This is a genomic window from Streptomyces sp. AP-93, assembly GCF_022808175.1.
In the GTDB taxonomy this organism is placed as follows: domain Bacteria; phylum Actinomycetota; class Actinomycetes; order Streptomycetales; family Streptomycetaceae; genus Streptomyces.
In genome coordinates, this window is record NZ_JALGBX010000024.1 from 35,607 (window position 1) to 51,644 (window position 16,038).

A 16,038-nucleotide genomic window follows, 5' to 3' on the forward strand; every position below is an offset into this window, starting at 1 on the left:
CCTTCCGCATGCTAGTCCCGCGGGGCGGGACAGCTCATTCCAACTGCCGACATCCGTCCGCGGCTCACCCTCACGTCCGTGGGAAAACCCGGCTGTAAGTGCCGACAACTGCTCCAACCCGATGGTGCGAGACGATGTTCCCGCAGGCCAGGCAGATACCCGTCACACGTCTACGCCGATGGCGAACGGAAGCCGGTCTCGGACCCTGCAAATCAGCGTGTCGCCCCGATCCACTAGGAATGTCTTACCCGTAAGGGCGGACGGCTCACGCCGATGGACGACTGTTCCCTCCGCTACGGGCGAACACGGTTCCGTCCTGAATGTGAGACTCCGGCCGCTCGGACGTTTACGTTCCGCATTGATACGGGTGCCCTGCGTCACCTCGCGCGTCACCTCACGCGTAACTCCGGAGCGTTTCCGCAGTTGCTCCGGACATGGCACTCACCGCGCCGCCCGTCACCGTCCCGGTCCCCCGCGCTCCGATCGGAACCCCCGAGGCCGAAGCCGTGGAAGCCACCGGTGCGCCGGCGGACTGGTACGCCCGCGTGCTCGGCTGGCCCGTGGCCGGCGGACCGCCCGCGCAGCTGGTGACCGGGGTGCGGTTCGACGTACTGGAGCTGCCGGCCGATGCCGGTGCCGCGGTGCTGCGCGGCCCCTGCCGCGGCGCCACGGGTCCGGTGGCCCTCATGGGGCGCAGGATGCGGTTCCTGGTGGCCCCGGGGAGCGCCGACGAGCTGGAGGGGCTGCTCGACTGGCTGGAGTGGGGCGGGGTGGCCCTGGATCTCGCCGCCCTGGGTGCGGGTGGCCGGATCACCGCTCCGACGCCGCCGGGACACCTGGTGGGGCCCGGGGAAAACCCTCGGGGGGCCGCCGTGTGGCTGCGGCCCCCCGAGCAGGGGTGTGAGGCACTGCTGCCCGCCCTGCCCGCTGCGGGGCGGGGCTCCGGGCCCGGTCGTGGCGAAGACGCCGCCGGGCCCGGTCTCGTACGCCTGGTCGCGGCGGCGGCGACGGAATGCCACCGGGCGCGGCTGCGGCGGCGTACGGCCTCTGCACATCGCATCGGCACCGCGGTGGTGACCGGAGGTCAGCCGCGGTTCTCGTAAGCCTCGCGGATGTCCTGCGGAACGCGGCCGCGATCGTTGACGCTCATGCCCTGGGCCTTGGCCCAGGCGCGGATCTCCGCGGTGTCCGGGTTGCCGGACGTCGCGGCGGCGCGGCCGCCCTTGGTACGACCCGCCGCGGCACGGCCACCGGTGCGGCGACCGCCCTTGGTGAACGGGTCGAGGAGGCCGCGGAGCTTTTCAGCGTTGGCGGTGGTGAGGTCGATCTCGTAGGTCTTGCCATCCAGAGCGAACGTCACCGTCTCGTCCGCCTCGCCGCCGTCGAGGTCGTCGACAAGAAGGACCTGAACCTTCTGTGCCACCGGGATTTCCTTTCATCGAAAAGCAGTACGCGGAAAGGAAACCGCTTTTGCCTGGAAAACACAAACCCCCCGTCACGGGTTCGGGTCCGCAACGGGTCGGGAAACGTGCGCGATTCGGACATAGGCCACGGAGCGGGGGCTCCGTGAAATCCCCGCCGCGATCGATCAGAGGTGCAGAAGCATCCGGCTGTTGCCCAAGGTGTTCGGCTTCACTCGTTCGAGACCGAGGAACTCGGCGACGCCCTCGTCATAGGAACGCAGCAGCTCCATGTACACATCGGTCTCGACCGGGGTCTCGCCGATCTCGGTGAAGCCGTGCTTCGCGAAGAAGTCCACTTCGAAGGTCAGGCAGAAAACCCGGCTGACACCCAGCCTCCGGGCGGTCTCCAGCAACTTGTCGAGCACCAGATGACCGACTCCGACGCCCTTCAAGTCCCGGTCGACTGCAAGAGTGCGGACTTCGGCCAGGTCTTCCCACATCACGTGGAGCGCACCGCAGCCGACCACCTGGCCATCGGAGTCGCGTTCGGCGACCCAGAACTCCTGGATGTCCTCGTAAAGGACGACCGGCGCTTTGTCCAGCAGGATCCGCTGCTGCACGTACTGGTCGAGCAGGCGGCGCAGCGCGGGAACATCACCGGTGCGCGCTCGGCGGATCGTCACTGTTTTTGCATGTGCAGCGGAAAACTCACCCATGCCCGGACGTTATCGCCCCGGCTCGGTGCCCGGCGCCGCGGAGTCGCCTCCGGCATCGGGCGGCGCCGCCGGGGAGCCGGCGGTCTCCGGAGCGTCCCCGGAGCCTTCGGGTTCAGCCGGCTGCACGATGCGTACGGCGTCCCTGAGTGCCTCGCGCTGTTCCGCCGACATCATGCCGAAGAAGGCCACGAGGGCGGCTGCGGGGTTGTCGCTCGTCGACCAGGCTTCGTTCATCAGTGCGGCCGAGTAAGCGGCCCGGGTGGAGACCGCCGTATATCGATAGGCGCGGCCTTCCGCCTCGCGGCGGACCCAGCCCTTCTGATGAAGATTGTCCATAACGGTCATGACCGTGGTGTACGCGATGGACCGTTCCTGCTGGAGGTCTTCCAGGACTTCGCGAACGGTGACCGGGCGGTTCCACTGCCACACCCGCGTCATGACTGCGTCTTCGAGTTCTCCCAAGGGGCGAGGCACAGCAGCACGATAGTGCGGGTTGTGGTGAATTGCGCGGCTATCGGGGCGGCAAGGCGCAACAAAATCGGGCGCACGGCCGGGGAGCCGTACGCCCGTCCCCCTCGAGGGGGCCTACTACTGGGGCTGGGACTGCTGAGCGGCCTCGGCGCGGGCGAGCACGGCGTCCACGGCCGCGTCCTCCTTGGCCTTGTTGGCGCCGCCCTGGCTCTTCACGATCGTCACGACGAGCGCGATGAAGAACACGGCCATCACGAAGGGGGGCACGAGCGCGGAAACGTAGTCCATGCCCCCAGCGTCTCAGATGAGCTTAGGTTTTCCTGCGCGGGGGTGGGTGTTCGCCCCGGTGGGAAAATAGTCTCGGGTCGCGCCGTGGCCGCTGTTTGAGCGGGGTGGCGTGGGTGTGCAGGTGGAAGCCTGCGCCGAGTCTGGCCCCGCGTGGCGTGTGCCGGTTGGGGGTGCTCATCGTGTGCGGTGCCTGCCGCCCGCCTCGCCGCCGGGTGCGGTGGGTGGGTGACTGGGGCGGTCGCCCCGCCGGACGCTTTCCACCCGGGCCGGTCGATGCCGGTGTTCCCGGTGGGGCGGGGACCCTGCGTCGCTGCCTGGGCACAGGGCTGCTTCTCATCGGGCCCGCCTTCGTCCGGTCCGCAAAGACACTGCGCGGGCCGAGCTCGGAGGGGCCGGGGTGGGTGGGCTTGGGGTGCCGGACCGGTTGGTCCAGTTCCTGGACGGTGCGCCGGATCAGATAGGTGCCGGTGGTCCGGTCCAGGACGGTCAGGTGCTGATGTTGCAGGCCGCGGGCGCCGATGCGCTGCCAGGCGGCGACGTCCCGGTCCGCGCTGTAACCGCAGTCGGGGTGGGGGCAGGTGGCCCATTTCCAGCCCGGCCGGGTGGAGTCGGGGGCGGTGTGGTGACGGAAAGCGGTCAGGCAGCGGGGACAGTACTTGGAGGTGCCACGCGCGGGGACGATGACCACGGCGATGCCGTGCCGGGCGGCCTGATGCCGTACATCGGCAACGATCTGCCCGCGCACCGAGCCGGAGAGGCGGGTGTTGAGCGTGCGGCCCTTGCCACGGGCCTCCATGTCCCGCAGGTCCTCCAGATAGATCACAGACGCCCCCGTGGCGCGGGCGTGATCGACCATGAACCGTGCGGCTGCCTTGGCGATCTGCATGTTCAGGTGCTGGCGTCGCTTACTGACCCGGGCGTGTTCGGTGCGCAGCAAGGCGAGCTTGGCGGCGGTCGCCGGGTCGAGGCACCGACCCAGAGCCCGTTGGCCGTCCAGGAGTGTCTCCAGGTGTGCGGCCTTCGCCCACAACTGCTCGGCGAGGATGCGGAGCCGGTCGGCTTTGGCCAGTACCCCGTTCATGCGGAGGAAGACGGGCTGCCCGTCGGTCAGGACGCCCGGTTGGATGCCGCCGGTCGGGGTGAGGGTGCCGCCGGTAAGCAGGGTGTTCAGACCGTAGTCGAAGGCCACCGCCCGGCTGTGCCCGGAGCGCCGGGTCGCGGGGACGGCGGTGGTGTGGGCGATATCCAGTCGCAGCCGCCCGCCGCGCAGGCGCAGGGTCGGGGCATGCAGGGCAGCGGTGGCGTCGATGGTGGGCGGCAGGCGGAACCGGATCCGTACCGGACGCCAGTCGGCACGGGTGCGCGGGTCGGGGCGTACCGGGAGCCGTACGGTGAGGACCGCGTAGCGGGCGGGGTCGTCCTCGCACCGGACGAGGGTGGCGAGCTGCTTGTCGGCGGCGGCCAGCACCACCTGACGGCCGCCGCCCGGCGCCGCCTCGAGCTCACACAGATCTGCGGGCAGACGCCGGTGCGCGGTTTCGAAACGCAGTACCTGCCGGGTGCAGGAACGGAAGACGGAAGCGGGCACCGCAGCCCCCTGCGGGCAGGTGTCCCGCAGGGCCGCCCACTCCTCCTCGGTGCGTTTCATCGGGTCAGCGCCAGCCGGCCAGGTGGTCAGGACCGCGTCCACCAGCTCGGCCCGCCATTGGGCCGAGCGCAGCACCCGCCCGGCCTGCTCCTCCGCGACCCGCCGGACCCGGTCAGGCGCATACAGGCCCTCAGGAACGGTCGCGGTCCAACCCAGAGTCCGCAAGGCCATCCACGCGTTCGACGGCAACCGCTCACCCGACGGCGCGATGCCCGAGGAGAGCAGGATCAGCTCCGACCGAGACCAGTGACCGCCGATCACCCCGGCGGCCATCGACTCCACCAGTCCGGTCAGCCAGCCCACCCGCTCACCCAGCGCGGCAGTATTCAGCACCTCACCACTGATCGTGTCCAGGCCCCGGAACGCCATCGCGGGTGCGCACGCCACCCGGCCGGTCTCGCCCTCACCTAGCGCGATCTTCCGCCGCACAGCCACACCCCCGCCCCGCTCGCGACCTACTGTCCGATCATCGGACCCACATACGAAACGAGCCCAACCCGGCAAGGACACGCAACCCGACGAGATCCCGTGCGACACCCAGGAAAACCCGACCAGTCCAACGACTGCGCGCGCGACCCTAGCTACCCGACCGCGCGCCCGGCCTCCGGGGGCGCACTGGGCTTGCGGCGCGGCGGGAAGACCTCGCCCGGGGTCGGGATGGGCCGCGCGGGGCGGTCGTCGGGGCGCGGTTCGGGCTGCGGGCGCGCCGGGTCGTTCTCCTTCTCGGTGCCGCCCTTGCCGGTGCCGCCCGCGTCCGTGCCGCCCGCGAGGGTCAGCAGCCGCGTGCGCGGCGCGGGCGCCGTGGACAGCCTGCGGCGTACGGAGCGCTCCGCGATGGTCTGGGCCCGCTCCAACAGCGCGGCGGCGACCGGGTTGGCGCGCAGCGCCCGCAGGGCCGCGAGGTCGTCCGGCACCGGTTCGTAGCCGGCGGCCAGGGCGTCCTGGAGCAGCTCCAGGTAGCCGGAGAGGCTGCCGGGCAGGGCGGCTCTGTACCGCGCCAGGTCGGCCAGGAGGAACGCTCTGAGCCTCCCCGCCTCCTGGACCGCGTCGTCCACCGACGCCGCGAGGCGCAGGCAGTCCTGGACCTCGACGGCCGTCAGTGGGGCCGTAGAGGACTGAAGGGCGTGAGCGAGCGAGCGCCTGAGCACGTGAAGCTCATCGGCGCCGAACGCCATGCCGCCGCGGGATCCGTAGGGCGTGGGCATGGGCCGAAGATACGCGCTAATCGGACAAAATCCCCTGAGGGGGACACGTACACGGCGCGTGTCCCCGTGGGAACGAACCGGGAAAGGACCGGGGAAGGACTCAGCCCGAGGCTTTGACCACGCGCAGGAAATCGGCCCAGGCGGCCTGGGTGGTGGCGAGGACGAGGTGGGCCGGGTCGGCGCGGTCGGCCACGCGGACCAGGGTGCCGGGGGCGGCGCTGACGTACACGCAGTTGTCCCCCTCGCCGCAGAACGAGGACTTCTGCCAGGCGGGCCGAGCGGTCATGACGTCTCCTCCGGACACAGGCGCTGTAGCGCCGGGGACGGGCTCGCGGTACATGTCGTGGGGCGAAGGTATCCCCGCGGTGGCCGTGGTCCGGCCATTTCCGGGGAAATTGTCATGGCGGGCGTCAGGACGCGGTAAGCGCCGGGCGGTCCCCTGGGGGGCCTGGCCGCCCGTGGGACGCGAGCGGCCCCCGCCTCCGGAGGGAGGGCGGGGGCCGTCGGGGCGGCCGGTTCGATCAGGGCACCCGGTGCGATCGGGTCAGCCGAAGGCGGGTGCGTTGCGCTCGTAGACCAGCCGCAGGCCGATCAGGGTGAGCCAGGGTTCGTGGTCGTCGATGGCCGCGGCCTCGCCGAGGACGATCGGGGCCAGGCCGCCCGTGGCGATGACGCGGACGTCGTCCGGGACGCCGTTCGGGCCGGCCAGCTCCTTGGCCATGCGGTTCACGATCCCGTCGACCTGGCCCGCGAACCCGTAGACCACGCCCGACTGCATCGCCTCGACCGTGGACTTGCCGATGACGTTGCGCGGGCGGGCCAGCTCGATCTTGCGGAGCTGGGCGCCCCGTACGCCGAGGGCCTCCATGGAGATCTCGATGCCCGGGGAGATGACGCCGCCGACGTACTCGCCCTTGGCGGAGACCGCGTCGAAGGTGGTCGCCGTACCGAAGTCGACGACGATCGCGGGGCCGCCGTAGAGCTCGGCGGCGGCGACCGCGTTGACGATGCGGTCCGCGCCGACCTCCTTCGGGTTGTCCATCAGGATCGGTACGCCCGTCTTGGTGCCGGGCTCCACGATCACCGCCGGAACGTCCCCGTAGTAGCGGCGGGTCACCTCGCGGAGCTCGTGCAGCACCGCCGGCACCGTCGAGCAGATCGCGATGCCGTGGATGCCGTCGCCCAGTTCGTTGCCGAGCATCGGGTGCATGCCCATCAGGCCCTGCATCAGCACGGCCATCTCGTCGGCCGTGCGGCGCGGGTCGGTCGAGACGCGCCAGTGCTCGACGATCTCGTCACCGTCGAACAGGCCAAGGACCGTATGGGAGTTGCCCACGTCGATGGTGAGGAGCATCGGTTACACCGCCTCGCGCAGATCGAGGCCGATGTCCAGGATCGGGGAGGAGTGGGTGAGCCCGCCGACCGCGAGGTAGTCGACGCCGGTCTCGGCGTAGGCGCGGGCGTTGTGCATGGTGAGGCGGCCCGAGGACTCCAGGACCGCGCGGCCGTGGACCAGCGCCACCGCCTCCTCGGTCTCGATGGGCGTGAAGTTGTCGAGCAGGATCAGGTCCGCGCCCGCGTCCAGGGCCTCGCGGACCTGCTGGAGGGTGTCCACCTCGACCTCGATGGAGAGGTCGGGGAACTGCTCGCGCACGGCCTTGAACGCCTCGCGGACGCCGCCCGCCGCGATCACGTGGTTGTCCTTCACCAGCGCCGCGTCGGACAGCGACATCCGGTGGTTGACGCCGCCGCCGCAGCGGACCGCGTACTTCTCCAGGCAGCGCAGGCCCGGGGTGGTCTTGCGGGTGTCGCGGACCTTGGCCTTGGTGCCCTCCAGCTCGTCGGCCCAGGTGCGGGTGGCCGTGGCGATGCCCGACATCAGGCAGAGCAGGTTCAGCGCGCTGCGCTCGCCGGTGAGCAGGTCCCGGGTACGGGCCCGTACGGACAGCAGCACCTGGCCGGCCTCGACGCGGTCGCCGTCCTCGACGTGCCGCTCCACCTCGAAGGTGTCGGTGCAGACGACGGAGAGCACGGCCTCGGCGACGCGCAGGCCGGCGACCGTGCCGGCCTCGCGCGCGGTGAAGTCGGCCGTGGCGACGGCGTCCTCGGGGACGGTGGCGACGGTGGTGACGTCGACCCCGCCGTCGAGGTCCTCGGAGATCGCCATGTGCGCGATGTCCTCGACCTCGATCGGGTCCAGGCCCGCGTCCACCAGGAGCTGGGCGAGCGCCGGGTCCAGGCCGGTCTCCTCGCCCTCGCCGCAGGCGCAGTCGTCGCCGCAGCCGCCGCCCTCGCTCTGGTCGAGGATCGGGAGCTCTTCGTGCGGGTGGGTGTGGTCGTGCTCGTGCGTGCTCACGGTTACCGCTCCAGGCTGTCGGTGCTGCGGGTGCTGTTGCTGCTGGCGTTGCTGCTGGTGTTGCTGGTGTCGCTGCTGTTGCTGTTGCTGCTCAAGGGGATCCGTACGGACGGGAAGTCCGCCGAGTCCGTCGGGGTGACGACCAGGGCCCGGCGCTCGGTCTCCGACAGGCGCACGACCAGGTGGCGCCGCCACTCGGTGTCGTCCCGGTCCGGGTGGTCCTCGCGCCAGTGGCAGCCGCGGGTCTCCGCGCGCCGCTGGGCGGCGGCGACCAGCACCCGGGCCACGCACAGGAGGTTGGTGGCCTCCCAGGTCTCGGTACCGGGGACGGCCGTCTTGCCCCGGGTCTCCAGCTCCGTCAGCGCCGTCGCGTACAGGGCTTCGAGCGCGGCGGCGGCCCGGCGCAGCGACTCGGCGGAGCGGAGCACGCCCGCGCCGTCGGTCATGATGCGCTGGATCTCGTAGCGCGCCTCGGCGGGCTGGAGGGGGCCGGTGGCCGGGACGGGTATGCCGGGGCCGGTGCCCGCGGGCGGGTTCCCGATGATGTCGTCGGCGATGCGCTCGGCGAAGACCAGGCCCTCCAGGAGGGAGTTGGAGGCCAGCCGGTTCGCGCCGTGCACTCCGGTGCAGGCGACCTCGCCGCAGGCGTACAGCCCGGGGACGGTGGTGCGGCCGTGCAGGTCGGTCCGTACGCCGCCGGAGGCGTAGTGCGCGGCCGGGGCGACCGGGATCGGCTCGGTGACCGGGTCGATGCCGTGCGAGCGGCAGGCGGCCAGGATGGTGGGGAAGCGCTGCTCCCACATCTCGGCGCCGAAGTGCCGGGCGTCCAGGTACATGTGCTGCGTGCCCTGCTCCTGCATGCGGCGCATGATGCCCTTGGCGACGATGTCGCGGGGGGCGAGCTCGGCGAGCTCGTGCTGGCCGGTCATGAAGCGGACCCCGCCGGCGTCGACGAGGTACGCGCCCTCGCCGCGGACGGCCTCCGACACCAGGGGCTGCTGGCCCTCGGCGTCGGCGCCGAGGAAGAGCACGGTGGGGTGGAACTGCACGAATTCGAGGTCGGAGACCTCGGCGCCGGCGCGCAGCGCGAGGGCCACCCCGTCGCCGGTGGAGACCGACGGGTTGGTGGTCGCGGAGAAGACCTGGCCCATGCCGCCGGTCGCGAGGATCACGGCGGGCGCGTGGACGGCGCCGACCCCGTCGTGCTGGCCCTCGCCCATGACGTGCAGGGTGACGCCCGCGGTACGGCCCTCGGCGTCCAGGAGCAGGTCCAGGACCAGGGCGTTCTCGACGGTCTCGATGCCCGCGGCCTGGACGGCCTCGACGAGCGCCCGGGAGATCTCGGCGCCGGTGGCGTCCCCGCCGGCGTGCGCGATGCGGCGGCGGTGGTGGCCGCCCTCGCGGGTCAGCTCGATCTCGCCGGTCTCGGCGGAGGTGTCGAAGACGGCGCCGGTCTCGATGAGGCGGCGTACGGCGTCGGGGCCCTCGGTGACCAGGAGCCGGACGGCGGCCTCGTCGCACAGGCCCGCGCCCGCGACGAGGGTGTCGTCGAGGTGCTGCTCGGGGGTGTCCCCGTCGCCGAGGGCGGCGGCGATGCCGCCCTGGGCCCAGCGGGTGGAGCCGTCGTCGAGCCGGGCCTTGGTGACCACGACGGTACGGCGGCCCGCGGCGGCGCAGCGCAGTGCGGCGGTCAGTCCGGCGACTCCGGATCCGACGACCACGACATCGGCGTCCACGGACCAGCCGGGCGCCGGGGCGTGGAGCCGTATGCCGGTGCTGGTGCCCGCTGCTGCGGGGCCTCTGCCTGGGGTGCTCACGGTTGTGCTCCGAACTCCAATGGGATGTTGTCGATCAGCCGGGTCGCGCCCACTTTCGCGGCGACGGCCAGCACGGCCTGACCGGTGAAGCCGTGACCGGCCTCGGTGAAGTCCTGTGGGTCCACCAGCGCCAGGTAGTCCAGGACGAGCGGCGGATCGTGACGGCCCGCCTCCTCCAGGACGTGCCGCGCGGCGGCCCGTACGGCCTCCGGCAGCCCGGCGCCCGCCGCGGCGACGGCGTGCGCGTCGGCGGAGGCGCGGATCTCGCCGAGCCGGGCCAGGCCGGTGGCCCGCTCGTCGCCGGCCGGCGGGGCCTGCGCCTCGGCGCGGGCCCGCAGCGCGGCCTGCGCGGCGAGCCGGTCGCGCCCGGCGAACAGGGCGCGGGACAGGGCGAGGGCGGTGCCGCGCTCCTTGGCGGAGAGGTAGCGGTTGCGGGAGGACAGCGCGAGCCCGTCCGTCTCGCGGACGGTCGGTACGCCGACCACCTCCACCGGGAAGTTCAGGTCGGTCACCATGCGCCGGATCAAGGCCAGTTGCTGCGCGTCCTTCTGGCCGAAGAAGGCCAGGTCGGGGCGGGTGAGGTGGAGCAGCTTGGCGACGACCGTCAGCATGCCGTCGAAGTGGCCGGGTCGGGTGGCGCCTTCGAGGCGGCCGCCCATCGGGCCGGCGGTGATCCGGACCTGGGGGTCGCCGCCGGGGTAGACCTCGTCGACGGCCGGGGCGAACACGGCGTCGGCGCCGGCCTCTTCGGCGATCGCCAGGTCGGCGTCGAGGGTGCGGGGGTAGCGGTCGAGGTCCTCGTTCGCCCCGAACTGGAGGGGGTTGACGAAGACCGTGACCACGACCTGGCCGGTGGGGCCGACGTGCTCGCGGGCGGTGCGGACCAGGGTGGCGTGGCCCTCGTGGAGGGCGCCCATGGTCATGACGACGCCGCGGCGGCCGGCCGCCGCGGCGCGGGGCAGGGCGTGCAATGCGTCTGCGGTGTCGAGGAGGATCACAGGTCGCCGCCTTCGCGTCCCTCGGGGCCGGGGCCGGGGATGGTGCCGGGACCGGGGCCGATGCCGTCCGCGCCATCGGCGAGTACACCGAGGAGGTCCTCGGCCAGTTCGGGCTTGAGCAGACCGTGCGCGAGGGCCCGGTCGGCGGTCGTACGGGCCATCGCGAGGTACCCGGCGACCGTGCTCGGGGCGTGCTTGCGCAGCTCCGAGACGTGCGCGGCGACGGTACCGGCGTCACCGCGGGCCACCGGGCCGGTCAGGGCGGCGTCACCGGAGCGCAGGGCGTTGTCGAGGGCCGCGCCGAGGAGCGGGCCGAGCATCCGGTTCGGGTGTTCGACGCCCGCCTTGGCCAGCAGTTCCATCGACTGGGCGACCAGGGTGACCAGGTGGTTCGCGCCGAGGGCGAGGGCCGCGTGGTAGAGCGGGCGGTTCGCCTCGGCGATCCACTCGGGCTCCCCGCCCATCTCGATGACCAGGGCCTCGGCGGCGAGCCGCAGCTCGTCGGGGGCGGTCACCCCGAAGGAGCAGCCCGCGAGGCGCTGCACGTCGACCTCGGTGCCGGTGAAGGTCATCGCGGGGTGCAGGGCCAGCGGGAGCGCGCCCGCGCGGCGCGCGGGGTCCAGCACGGAGACCCCGTACCGCCCGGAGGTGTGCACCAGGAGCTGTCCGGGGCGGACCGCACCGGTCTCGGCGAGGCCCTCCACCAGGGACGGCAGGGCGTCGTCGGGGACGGTCAGCAGCACGAGGTCGGAGACCTGCAGGACCTGCGCGGGGGACACGACGGGCACGTCGGGCAGCATCCGCGCGGCGCGACGGCGCGAGGCATCGGAGACACCGGACACGGCGACGGGCCGGTGCCCGGTCTGCTGCAGGGCACAGGCCAGCGCCGGGCCGACCCGGCCGGCTCCGACGACACCGACGGAGAGCCGGGCGGGGCGCTCCGCCTGGGGGGCTGTGTTCACGCGGGGGAGGCCTTCCGTTCCGTTCCGGTCCGCGGGGGGTACCGGACGATACGTCGCCATGCTAGCCCCTGGTGTGTGGGCCGGTCGGCGATGATCGGGGCATGAACCAGGACACGGAGCGGGCGGCGGCCCCGGGGCCGGACTCGGAGCCCGGCACGGGTACGGGGGCAAGCTCGGGGTCGGACTCCGGCCCGGGGGCGGGGGCGGCCGCGGGGTCGGGGGCGGCCGCGGGGTCGGGCTCCGGCCCGGGGGCGGGGCTGGGTACGGGGGCAGCCGCGGGGTCGGGCTCCGGCCCGGGGGCGGGGCTGGGTACGGGGGCAGCCGCGGGGTCGGGCTCCGGCCCGGGGGCGGGGCCGGGCGCGGGAGCGGAGCCGGGCGCGGGTACGGGGGCGGCCGCGGGGGCGGAGCCACACCCTGGGACGAGTGCGGAGCCACACCCGGGTACGGGTGGCAGCAGGGGCAAGCAGCGGATCGCGGAACCGGACGCAGCAGCGGAACGTGTCGCGGGCCCGGAGCGGATCGCGGAGCCGGACGCGGCGGCGGAACGGGCCGCAGCCGCGCGAGTCCCGGACGGGACCTGGGAACAGACGTCCGGGCGGGTGACGGACGTCAACGGGGAACCGGAGGCCGGGCAGATGACGGAGGCGGACCCCGAGCGGATCCCGGAACCCGACGCCGACCGTGTCGCAGAACCCGACGCGGCGGCCGACCGGACCACAGCCGCGAACCCGGACGCACAGCGGGTCCCAGATGGGGCCGGGGAGCGGGCGGCCGGGCAGGTGACGAGCGCGGACGCCGAGCGGATCCCGGAACCCGACGCGGAGCGGGTCGCGGAACCCAACGCGGCAGCCGACCGGACCACAGCCGCGAACCCGGACGCACAGCGGGTCCCGGACGGGGCCGGGGAGGTGGCAGACGCGGGCGAGGCCGCCGAACCCGACGCGGCGCCGGTACCGAACGAGGCCGGGGCACCCGGCGGGGATGACGTAGCAGAGCGGGCCGCAGACCCGGTGGCGGCACAGGCAGCCGCAGAACGGGCGGAGGCACAGAGCGCGGACGAGGCCGCGGACCAGGTGACGCGGCAGAGCACGGCAGCGGGTGCGGACACGGACACCGCAGCGGACGCGGTAACGGGCACGGGTGCAGGTACGGACACGGAAACGGACGCGGTCACACGCAGGGTCACGGAAGCGGAGCAGGCCGCGGAAGCGAAGCAGGCCGCGGAGCAGGCCGCGGACGACGTTGCGGCGCGGGCCCCCGACGACGTTGCGGCGCAGACCGCGGACGACGTTACGGCGCAGACCGCCGACGACGTTACGGCGCAGACTGCCAACGACGTTACGGCGCAGGCCGCCGACGACGTTACGGCGCGGATGGTGGTTGCCGGGCGGGCGGCCCAGCGAAAGCTGTCGGACAGTCTGCGGGAGGCCACGGTCGGCGAGCTGCTCGCGGAGCTGGGCGGGCTGGCCCCGGACCCCGACGAGCCGGGCGACATCTACGGCAACGGCGTCGTGGAGCGGCTGGAGCAGCGGGTCACGGAGCTGCTCGGCACCGAGGACGCGGCGTTCTTCCCTTCCGGGACCATGGCCCAGCAGATCGCGCTGCGCTGCTGGGCCGGCCGGACCGGGAACCCGGTGGTCGCCCTGCACCCGATGAGCCATCCGGAGCGGTGGGAGGGCGGCGCGCTGTCCGTCGTCTCGGGGCTGCGGACCGTCCACCCGACGGGCGAACCGCGCCAGCCGACCGCGTCGGAGCTCGCCGAGCTGCCGGAGCCGTTCGGGACGCTGATGCTGGAGCTTCCGCTCCGCGACGCGGGCTTCCTGCTCCCGACCTGGGAGGAGCTGTCGGCCCTGGTGGACACCGCCCGCGACCGGGACGCGGTGGTCCACTTCGACGGGGCCCGGCTCTGGGAGTCGACGGTCCACTTCGGCCGGTCGCTGCCGGAGATCGCGGCGCTGGCGGACTCGGTGTACGTCTCCTTCTACAAGTCCCTCGGGGGCCTCAGCGGGGCCGCCCTCGCCGGATCGGCGTCGCTCGTGGCGGAGGCGAGGGTCTGGCGCCACCGGTACGGGGGCCAGATCTTCCGCCAGTTCCCGGCCGCTCTGTCCGCCCTGGCCGGGCTGGAACGGGAGCTGCCGGAGCTGCCCTCCTACGTGGCCAAGGCGCGGACGGTGGCGTCCGCGATGTCCTCGGCGTTCGCCGCGGCCCCGGAGGTGCCCTGGTTCCGGGTCCACCCGGAGGTCCCGCACACCCACCAGTTCCAGGTGTGGCTCCCCTACGACGCGGACCGCCTCACGGAGGCGGGCGTCCGGCTGGCGGAGGAGACGGGCACGGTCCTCTTCCGCCGCTGGTCCCCCGACGGCCCGCCGGGCCTGTCGGTGACGGAGGTCGAAGTCACCCGCCCGGGCCTGTCCTGGACACCCGCCGAAGTCACCACGGCAGTCACAAACTTCGTGGCCCGCCTGTAGCCCGGTAGCCAACCCCCGCCCTCTACTCCGGACGATTGGAAACCCCCTCTGCCACCCCCGTCGGCGGGGCCGGGAGCGGCCCGGGCCGGGGACGGGGGCGGGGTGGGGTGTCGGCCTGGACGTAAAGCGTGATTTGTGGCGCAAGCACACCCCACAACTGTCGAAGCAGAGCACAGGGCGCCTAAATCATGCAGTCCAGGCCGACACCCCACCCCGACCCCGGCACCGGCCCCCACCCGCAGCCACGCCCCCACCGACCACACCCCAGCCCCGCCGGCGTTTGAGGCGCAGGGGCCCGGGGACTGGTCCCCGGCAACGGCGCCGCACGAGGCGGCCGCCCCCGGACCGCCCCCGCATCGGCCGCCCGGGCGAAGGCCGCGTGGCCTGCCAGCCGCAGCCCCACCGCGGCGGCAGAATGATCCGATGAGCGTCACCATCGACATCACCGGGCTCCCCGCGGAGCGGATCGGCTTCGCGCCGTCCCCCCTCGCAGAGCTCTGCATGGCGTTGCACGCGCTCTCCCAGCCCGGCCATCACCCCGGGCTCGCCTCCTGGAGCTCCACCACCACCGCCGCCCTCGACCCCGGCCTCGCGGACCGGCTGCTGGAGGGCGATTTCATGTGGCGCAGCTCCTTCGCCGACCTGTTCATGGCCTTCGCCGGGATTCCCGGCGGCTCCGGCCTGCCGGCCGCCACGCTGGCCGCCGAGCTCGACGTACTCGACCGGCTGGACGACGAGCGGTTCGTGACGGCCGCCCTGGAACACTGCCGGCTGGCCCTCTACAACGACGACGGCGGCCCGTCCCCTCTCTCGGATCCGCTCGCCCGGGCCAAGGCCCTGGAGACGGCCTCCGCGCGCGGTCCGCAGCAGCTGGCCTTCGCCGTACGCGTGCTCGACGACACCGCCGGTGTCCGGGTCTGGCTGCGCCGGCTGCTGGAGGACTGCGACGACGCCTTCTTCGCGGAGACCTGGCGCCGGGTCGAGCCCCGTCAGAGCGCGGACGTCCGGCACAAGACGGAGGTGCTCCGGCGCAAGGGGCTGCCTGCCGTGCTGAAGGAGGTCTCCTCGGCGCTGAGCGTCGACGAGCGGCTGACCACGGTCACGGTGGACAAGATGGTCCACGGGTCCACGACCGCCACCGATCCCCGAATAGGCGACGGCCTGCTGTTCGTGCCCACGAACTTCGGCTGGCCCCACCTGCTGGTGCTGCACGCCCCCGGCTGGCGCCCGGTGATCCACTACCCGCTCGGCTCACCCGAACTGGCCTCCTCCCCGGGGTCGTTGGAGCTGATGCAGCGGCGCATGGAGGCACTGGCCCATCCGATGCGGATGATGCTGTGCCGCAATCTGGCGCGGGCTCCCTACACGACCGGCGAGTTGGCGGCCGCGCACGGGATCACCGCCCCGGAGGTGTCCCGCCACCTGGCGGTGCTGAAGAAGGCCGGGCTGATCCAGACCCGCCGCCAAGGGCGGTACGTCCAGCACCAGCTGGACCTGGCGGCGGTCGCGCGGATCGGCTCCGACTTCATCGAGGGCATCCTGCGGTAGCAGCGGAAGCACCGCGGGAGCGAAGAGCGGGCACTGGCCTGTTTTCGACGGCTCAGATGATCCGATATACGGATTTCACAAACCGGAATCAGTGAAAACTCTGGCCATGGCCGCCACTTGATGTCTAACGTGCGTCCACGCTCCGCTCCTCCCACTCG

The 16,038-nt window shown here is 72.9% G+C and carries 15 protein-coding genes; 3 read left to right on the forward strand and 12 right to left on the reverse strand.

The window, feature by feature from the left end; translation table 11 throughout:
- Positions 1–434: 434 nt before the first annotated feature.
- Positions 435–1,103, forward strand: a complete 669-nt coding sequence (locus tag MTF69_RS32270; RefSeq protein WP_243339777.1) for an SCO3374 family protein — start codon at positions 435–437, stop codon at positions 1,101–1,103.
- Here MTF69_RS32270 and MTF69_RS32275 read toward each other — a convergent pair.
- The 12 genes from MTF69_RS32275 to MTF69_RS32330 form a co-directional block, all read right to left on the reverse strand.
- On the reverse strand, positions 1,085–1,423 hold the full coding sequence (locus tag MTF69_RS32275; RefSeq protein WP_243339778.1) for an Lsr2 family protein: 339 nt from the start codon (positions 1,421–1,423) through the stop codon (positions 1,085–1,087). The genes MTF69_RS32270 and MTF69_RS32275 overlap by 19 nt on opposite strands.
- A gap of 165 nt (positions 1,424–1,588) precedes the next feature.
- A complete protein-coding gene (locus tag MTF69_RS32280) occupies positions 1,589–2,119 on the reverse strand; it encodes an amino-acid N-acetyltransferase (RefSeq protein WP_243339779.1) in 531 nt (176 codons plus the stop codon).
- A 9-nt stretch (positions 2,120–2,128) separates the two neighbouring features.
- Positions 2,129–2,593, reverse strand: coding sequence for a BlaI/MecI/CopY family transcriptional regulator (locus tag MTF69_RS32285; RefSeq protein WP_243339780.1), 465 nt, complete (start codon positions 2,591–2,593; stop codon positions 2,129–2,131).
- Positions 2,594–2,707: 114 nt separating this feature from the next.
- The gene (locus MTF69_RS32290; RefSeq protein WP_243339781.1) at positions 2,708–2,878 is read right to left on the reverse strand and encodes a hypothetical protein; all 171 of its coding nucleotides are present in this window, start codon (positions 2,876–2,878) and stop codon (positions 2,708–2,710) included.
- Positions 2,879–2,900: 22 nt separating this feature from the next.
- The gene (locus MTF69_RS43535) at positions 2,901–4,955 is read right to left on the reverse strand and encodes a transposase (protein ID WP_243339782.1); all 2,055 of its coding nucleotides are present in this window, start codon (positions 4,953–4,955) and stop codon (positions 2,901–2,903) included.
- A gap of 152 nt (positions 4,956–5,107) precedes the next feature.
- Positions 5,108–5,731 carry a hypothetical protein gene (locus tag MTF69_RS32300; protein ID WP_243339783.1) on the reverse strand — a complete coding sequence of 208 codons (624 nt, stop codon included), beginning with the start codon at positions 5,729–5,731 and terminating at the stop codon, positions 5,108–5,110.
- Between the two features lie 100 nt (positions 5,732–5,831).
- Positions 5,832–6,017: a DUF397 domain-containing protein gene (locus tag MTF69_RS32305; protein ID WP_243339784.1), complete on the reverse strand. Its 186-nt coding sequence runs from the start codon at positions 6,015–6,017 to the stop codon at positions 5,832–5,834.
- Between the two features lie 258 nt (positions 6,018–6,275).
- Positions 6,276–7,085 (reverse strand): type III pantothenate kinase, encoded by an 810-nt coding sequence (locus MTF69_RS32310; RefSeq protein WP_243339785.1) that lies wholly within the window; start codon positions 7,083–7,085, stop codon positions 6,276–6,278.
- A 3-nt stretch (positions 7,086–7,088) separates the two neighbouring features.
- Positions 7,089–8,039 carry a carboxylating nicotinate-nucleotide diphosphorylase gene (nadC, locus tag MTF69_RS32315; protein ID WP_243339900.1) on the reverse strand — a complete coding sequence of 317 codons (951 nt, stop codon included), beginning with the start codon at positions 8,037–8,039 and terminating at the stop codon, positions 7,089–7,091.
- A gap of 50 nt (positions 8,040–8,089) precedes the next feature.
- Positions 8,090–9,904: an L-aspartate oxidase gene (locus MTF69_RS32320; protein ID WP_243339786.1), complete on the reverse strand. Its 1,815-nt coding sequence runs from the start codon at positions 9,902–9,904 to the stop codon at positions 8,090–8,092.
- The gene (gene panC / locus MTF69_RS32325) at positions 9,901–10,902 is read right to left on the reverse strand and encodes a pantoate--beta-alanine ligase (RefSeq protein ID WP_243339787.1); all 1,002 of its coding nucleotides are present in this window, start codon (positions 10,900–10,902) and stop codon (positions 9,901–9,903) included. The genes MTF69_RS32320 and panC overlap by 4 nt, the downstream gene beginning before the upstream one ends.
- Entirely contained in the window at positions 10,899–11,924 is a 1,026-nt protein-coding gene (locus tag MTF69_RS32330) for a Rossmann-like and DUF2520 domain-containing protein (protein WP_243339788.1), read from the reverse strand. The genes panC and MTF69_RS32330 overlap by 4 nt, the downstream gene beginning before the upstream one ends.
- 1,313 nt (positions 11,925–13,237) lie before the next feature.
- Between MTF69_RS32330 and MTF69_RS32340 the strand changes: the two genes are divergently transcribed.
- Complete coding sequence (locus tag MTF69_RS32340; protein WP_243339901.1) at positions 13,238–14,332, forward strand: low specificity L-threonine aldolase; 1,095 nt, start codon at positions 13,238–13,240, stop codon at positions 14,330–14,332.
- Positions 14,333–14,755: 423 nt separating this feature from the next.
- On the forward strand, positions 14,756–15,880 hold the full coding sequence (locus tag MTF69_RS32345) for a DUF5937 family protein (RefSeq protein ID WP_243339789.1): 1,125 nt from the start codon (positions 14,756–14,758) through the stop codon (positions 15,878–15,880).
- Positions 15,881–16,038 lie beyond the last annotated feature (158 nt).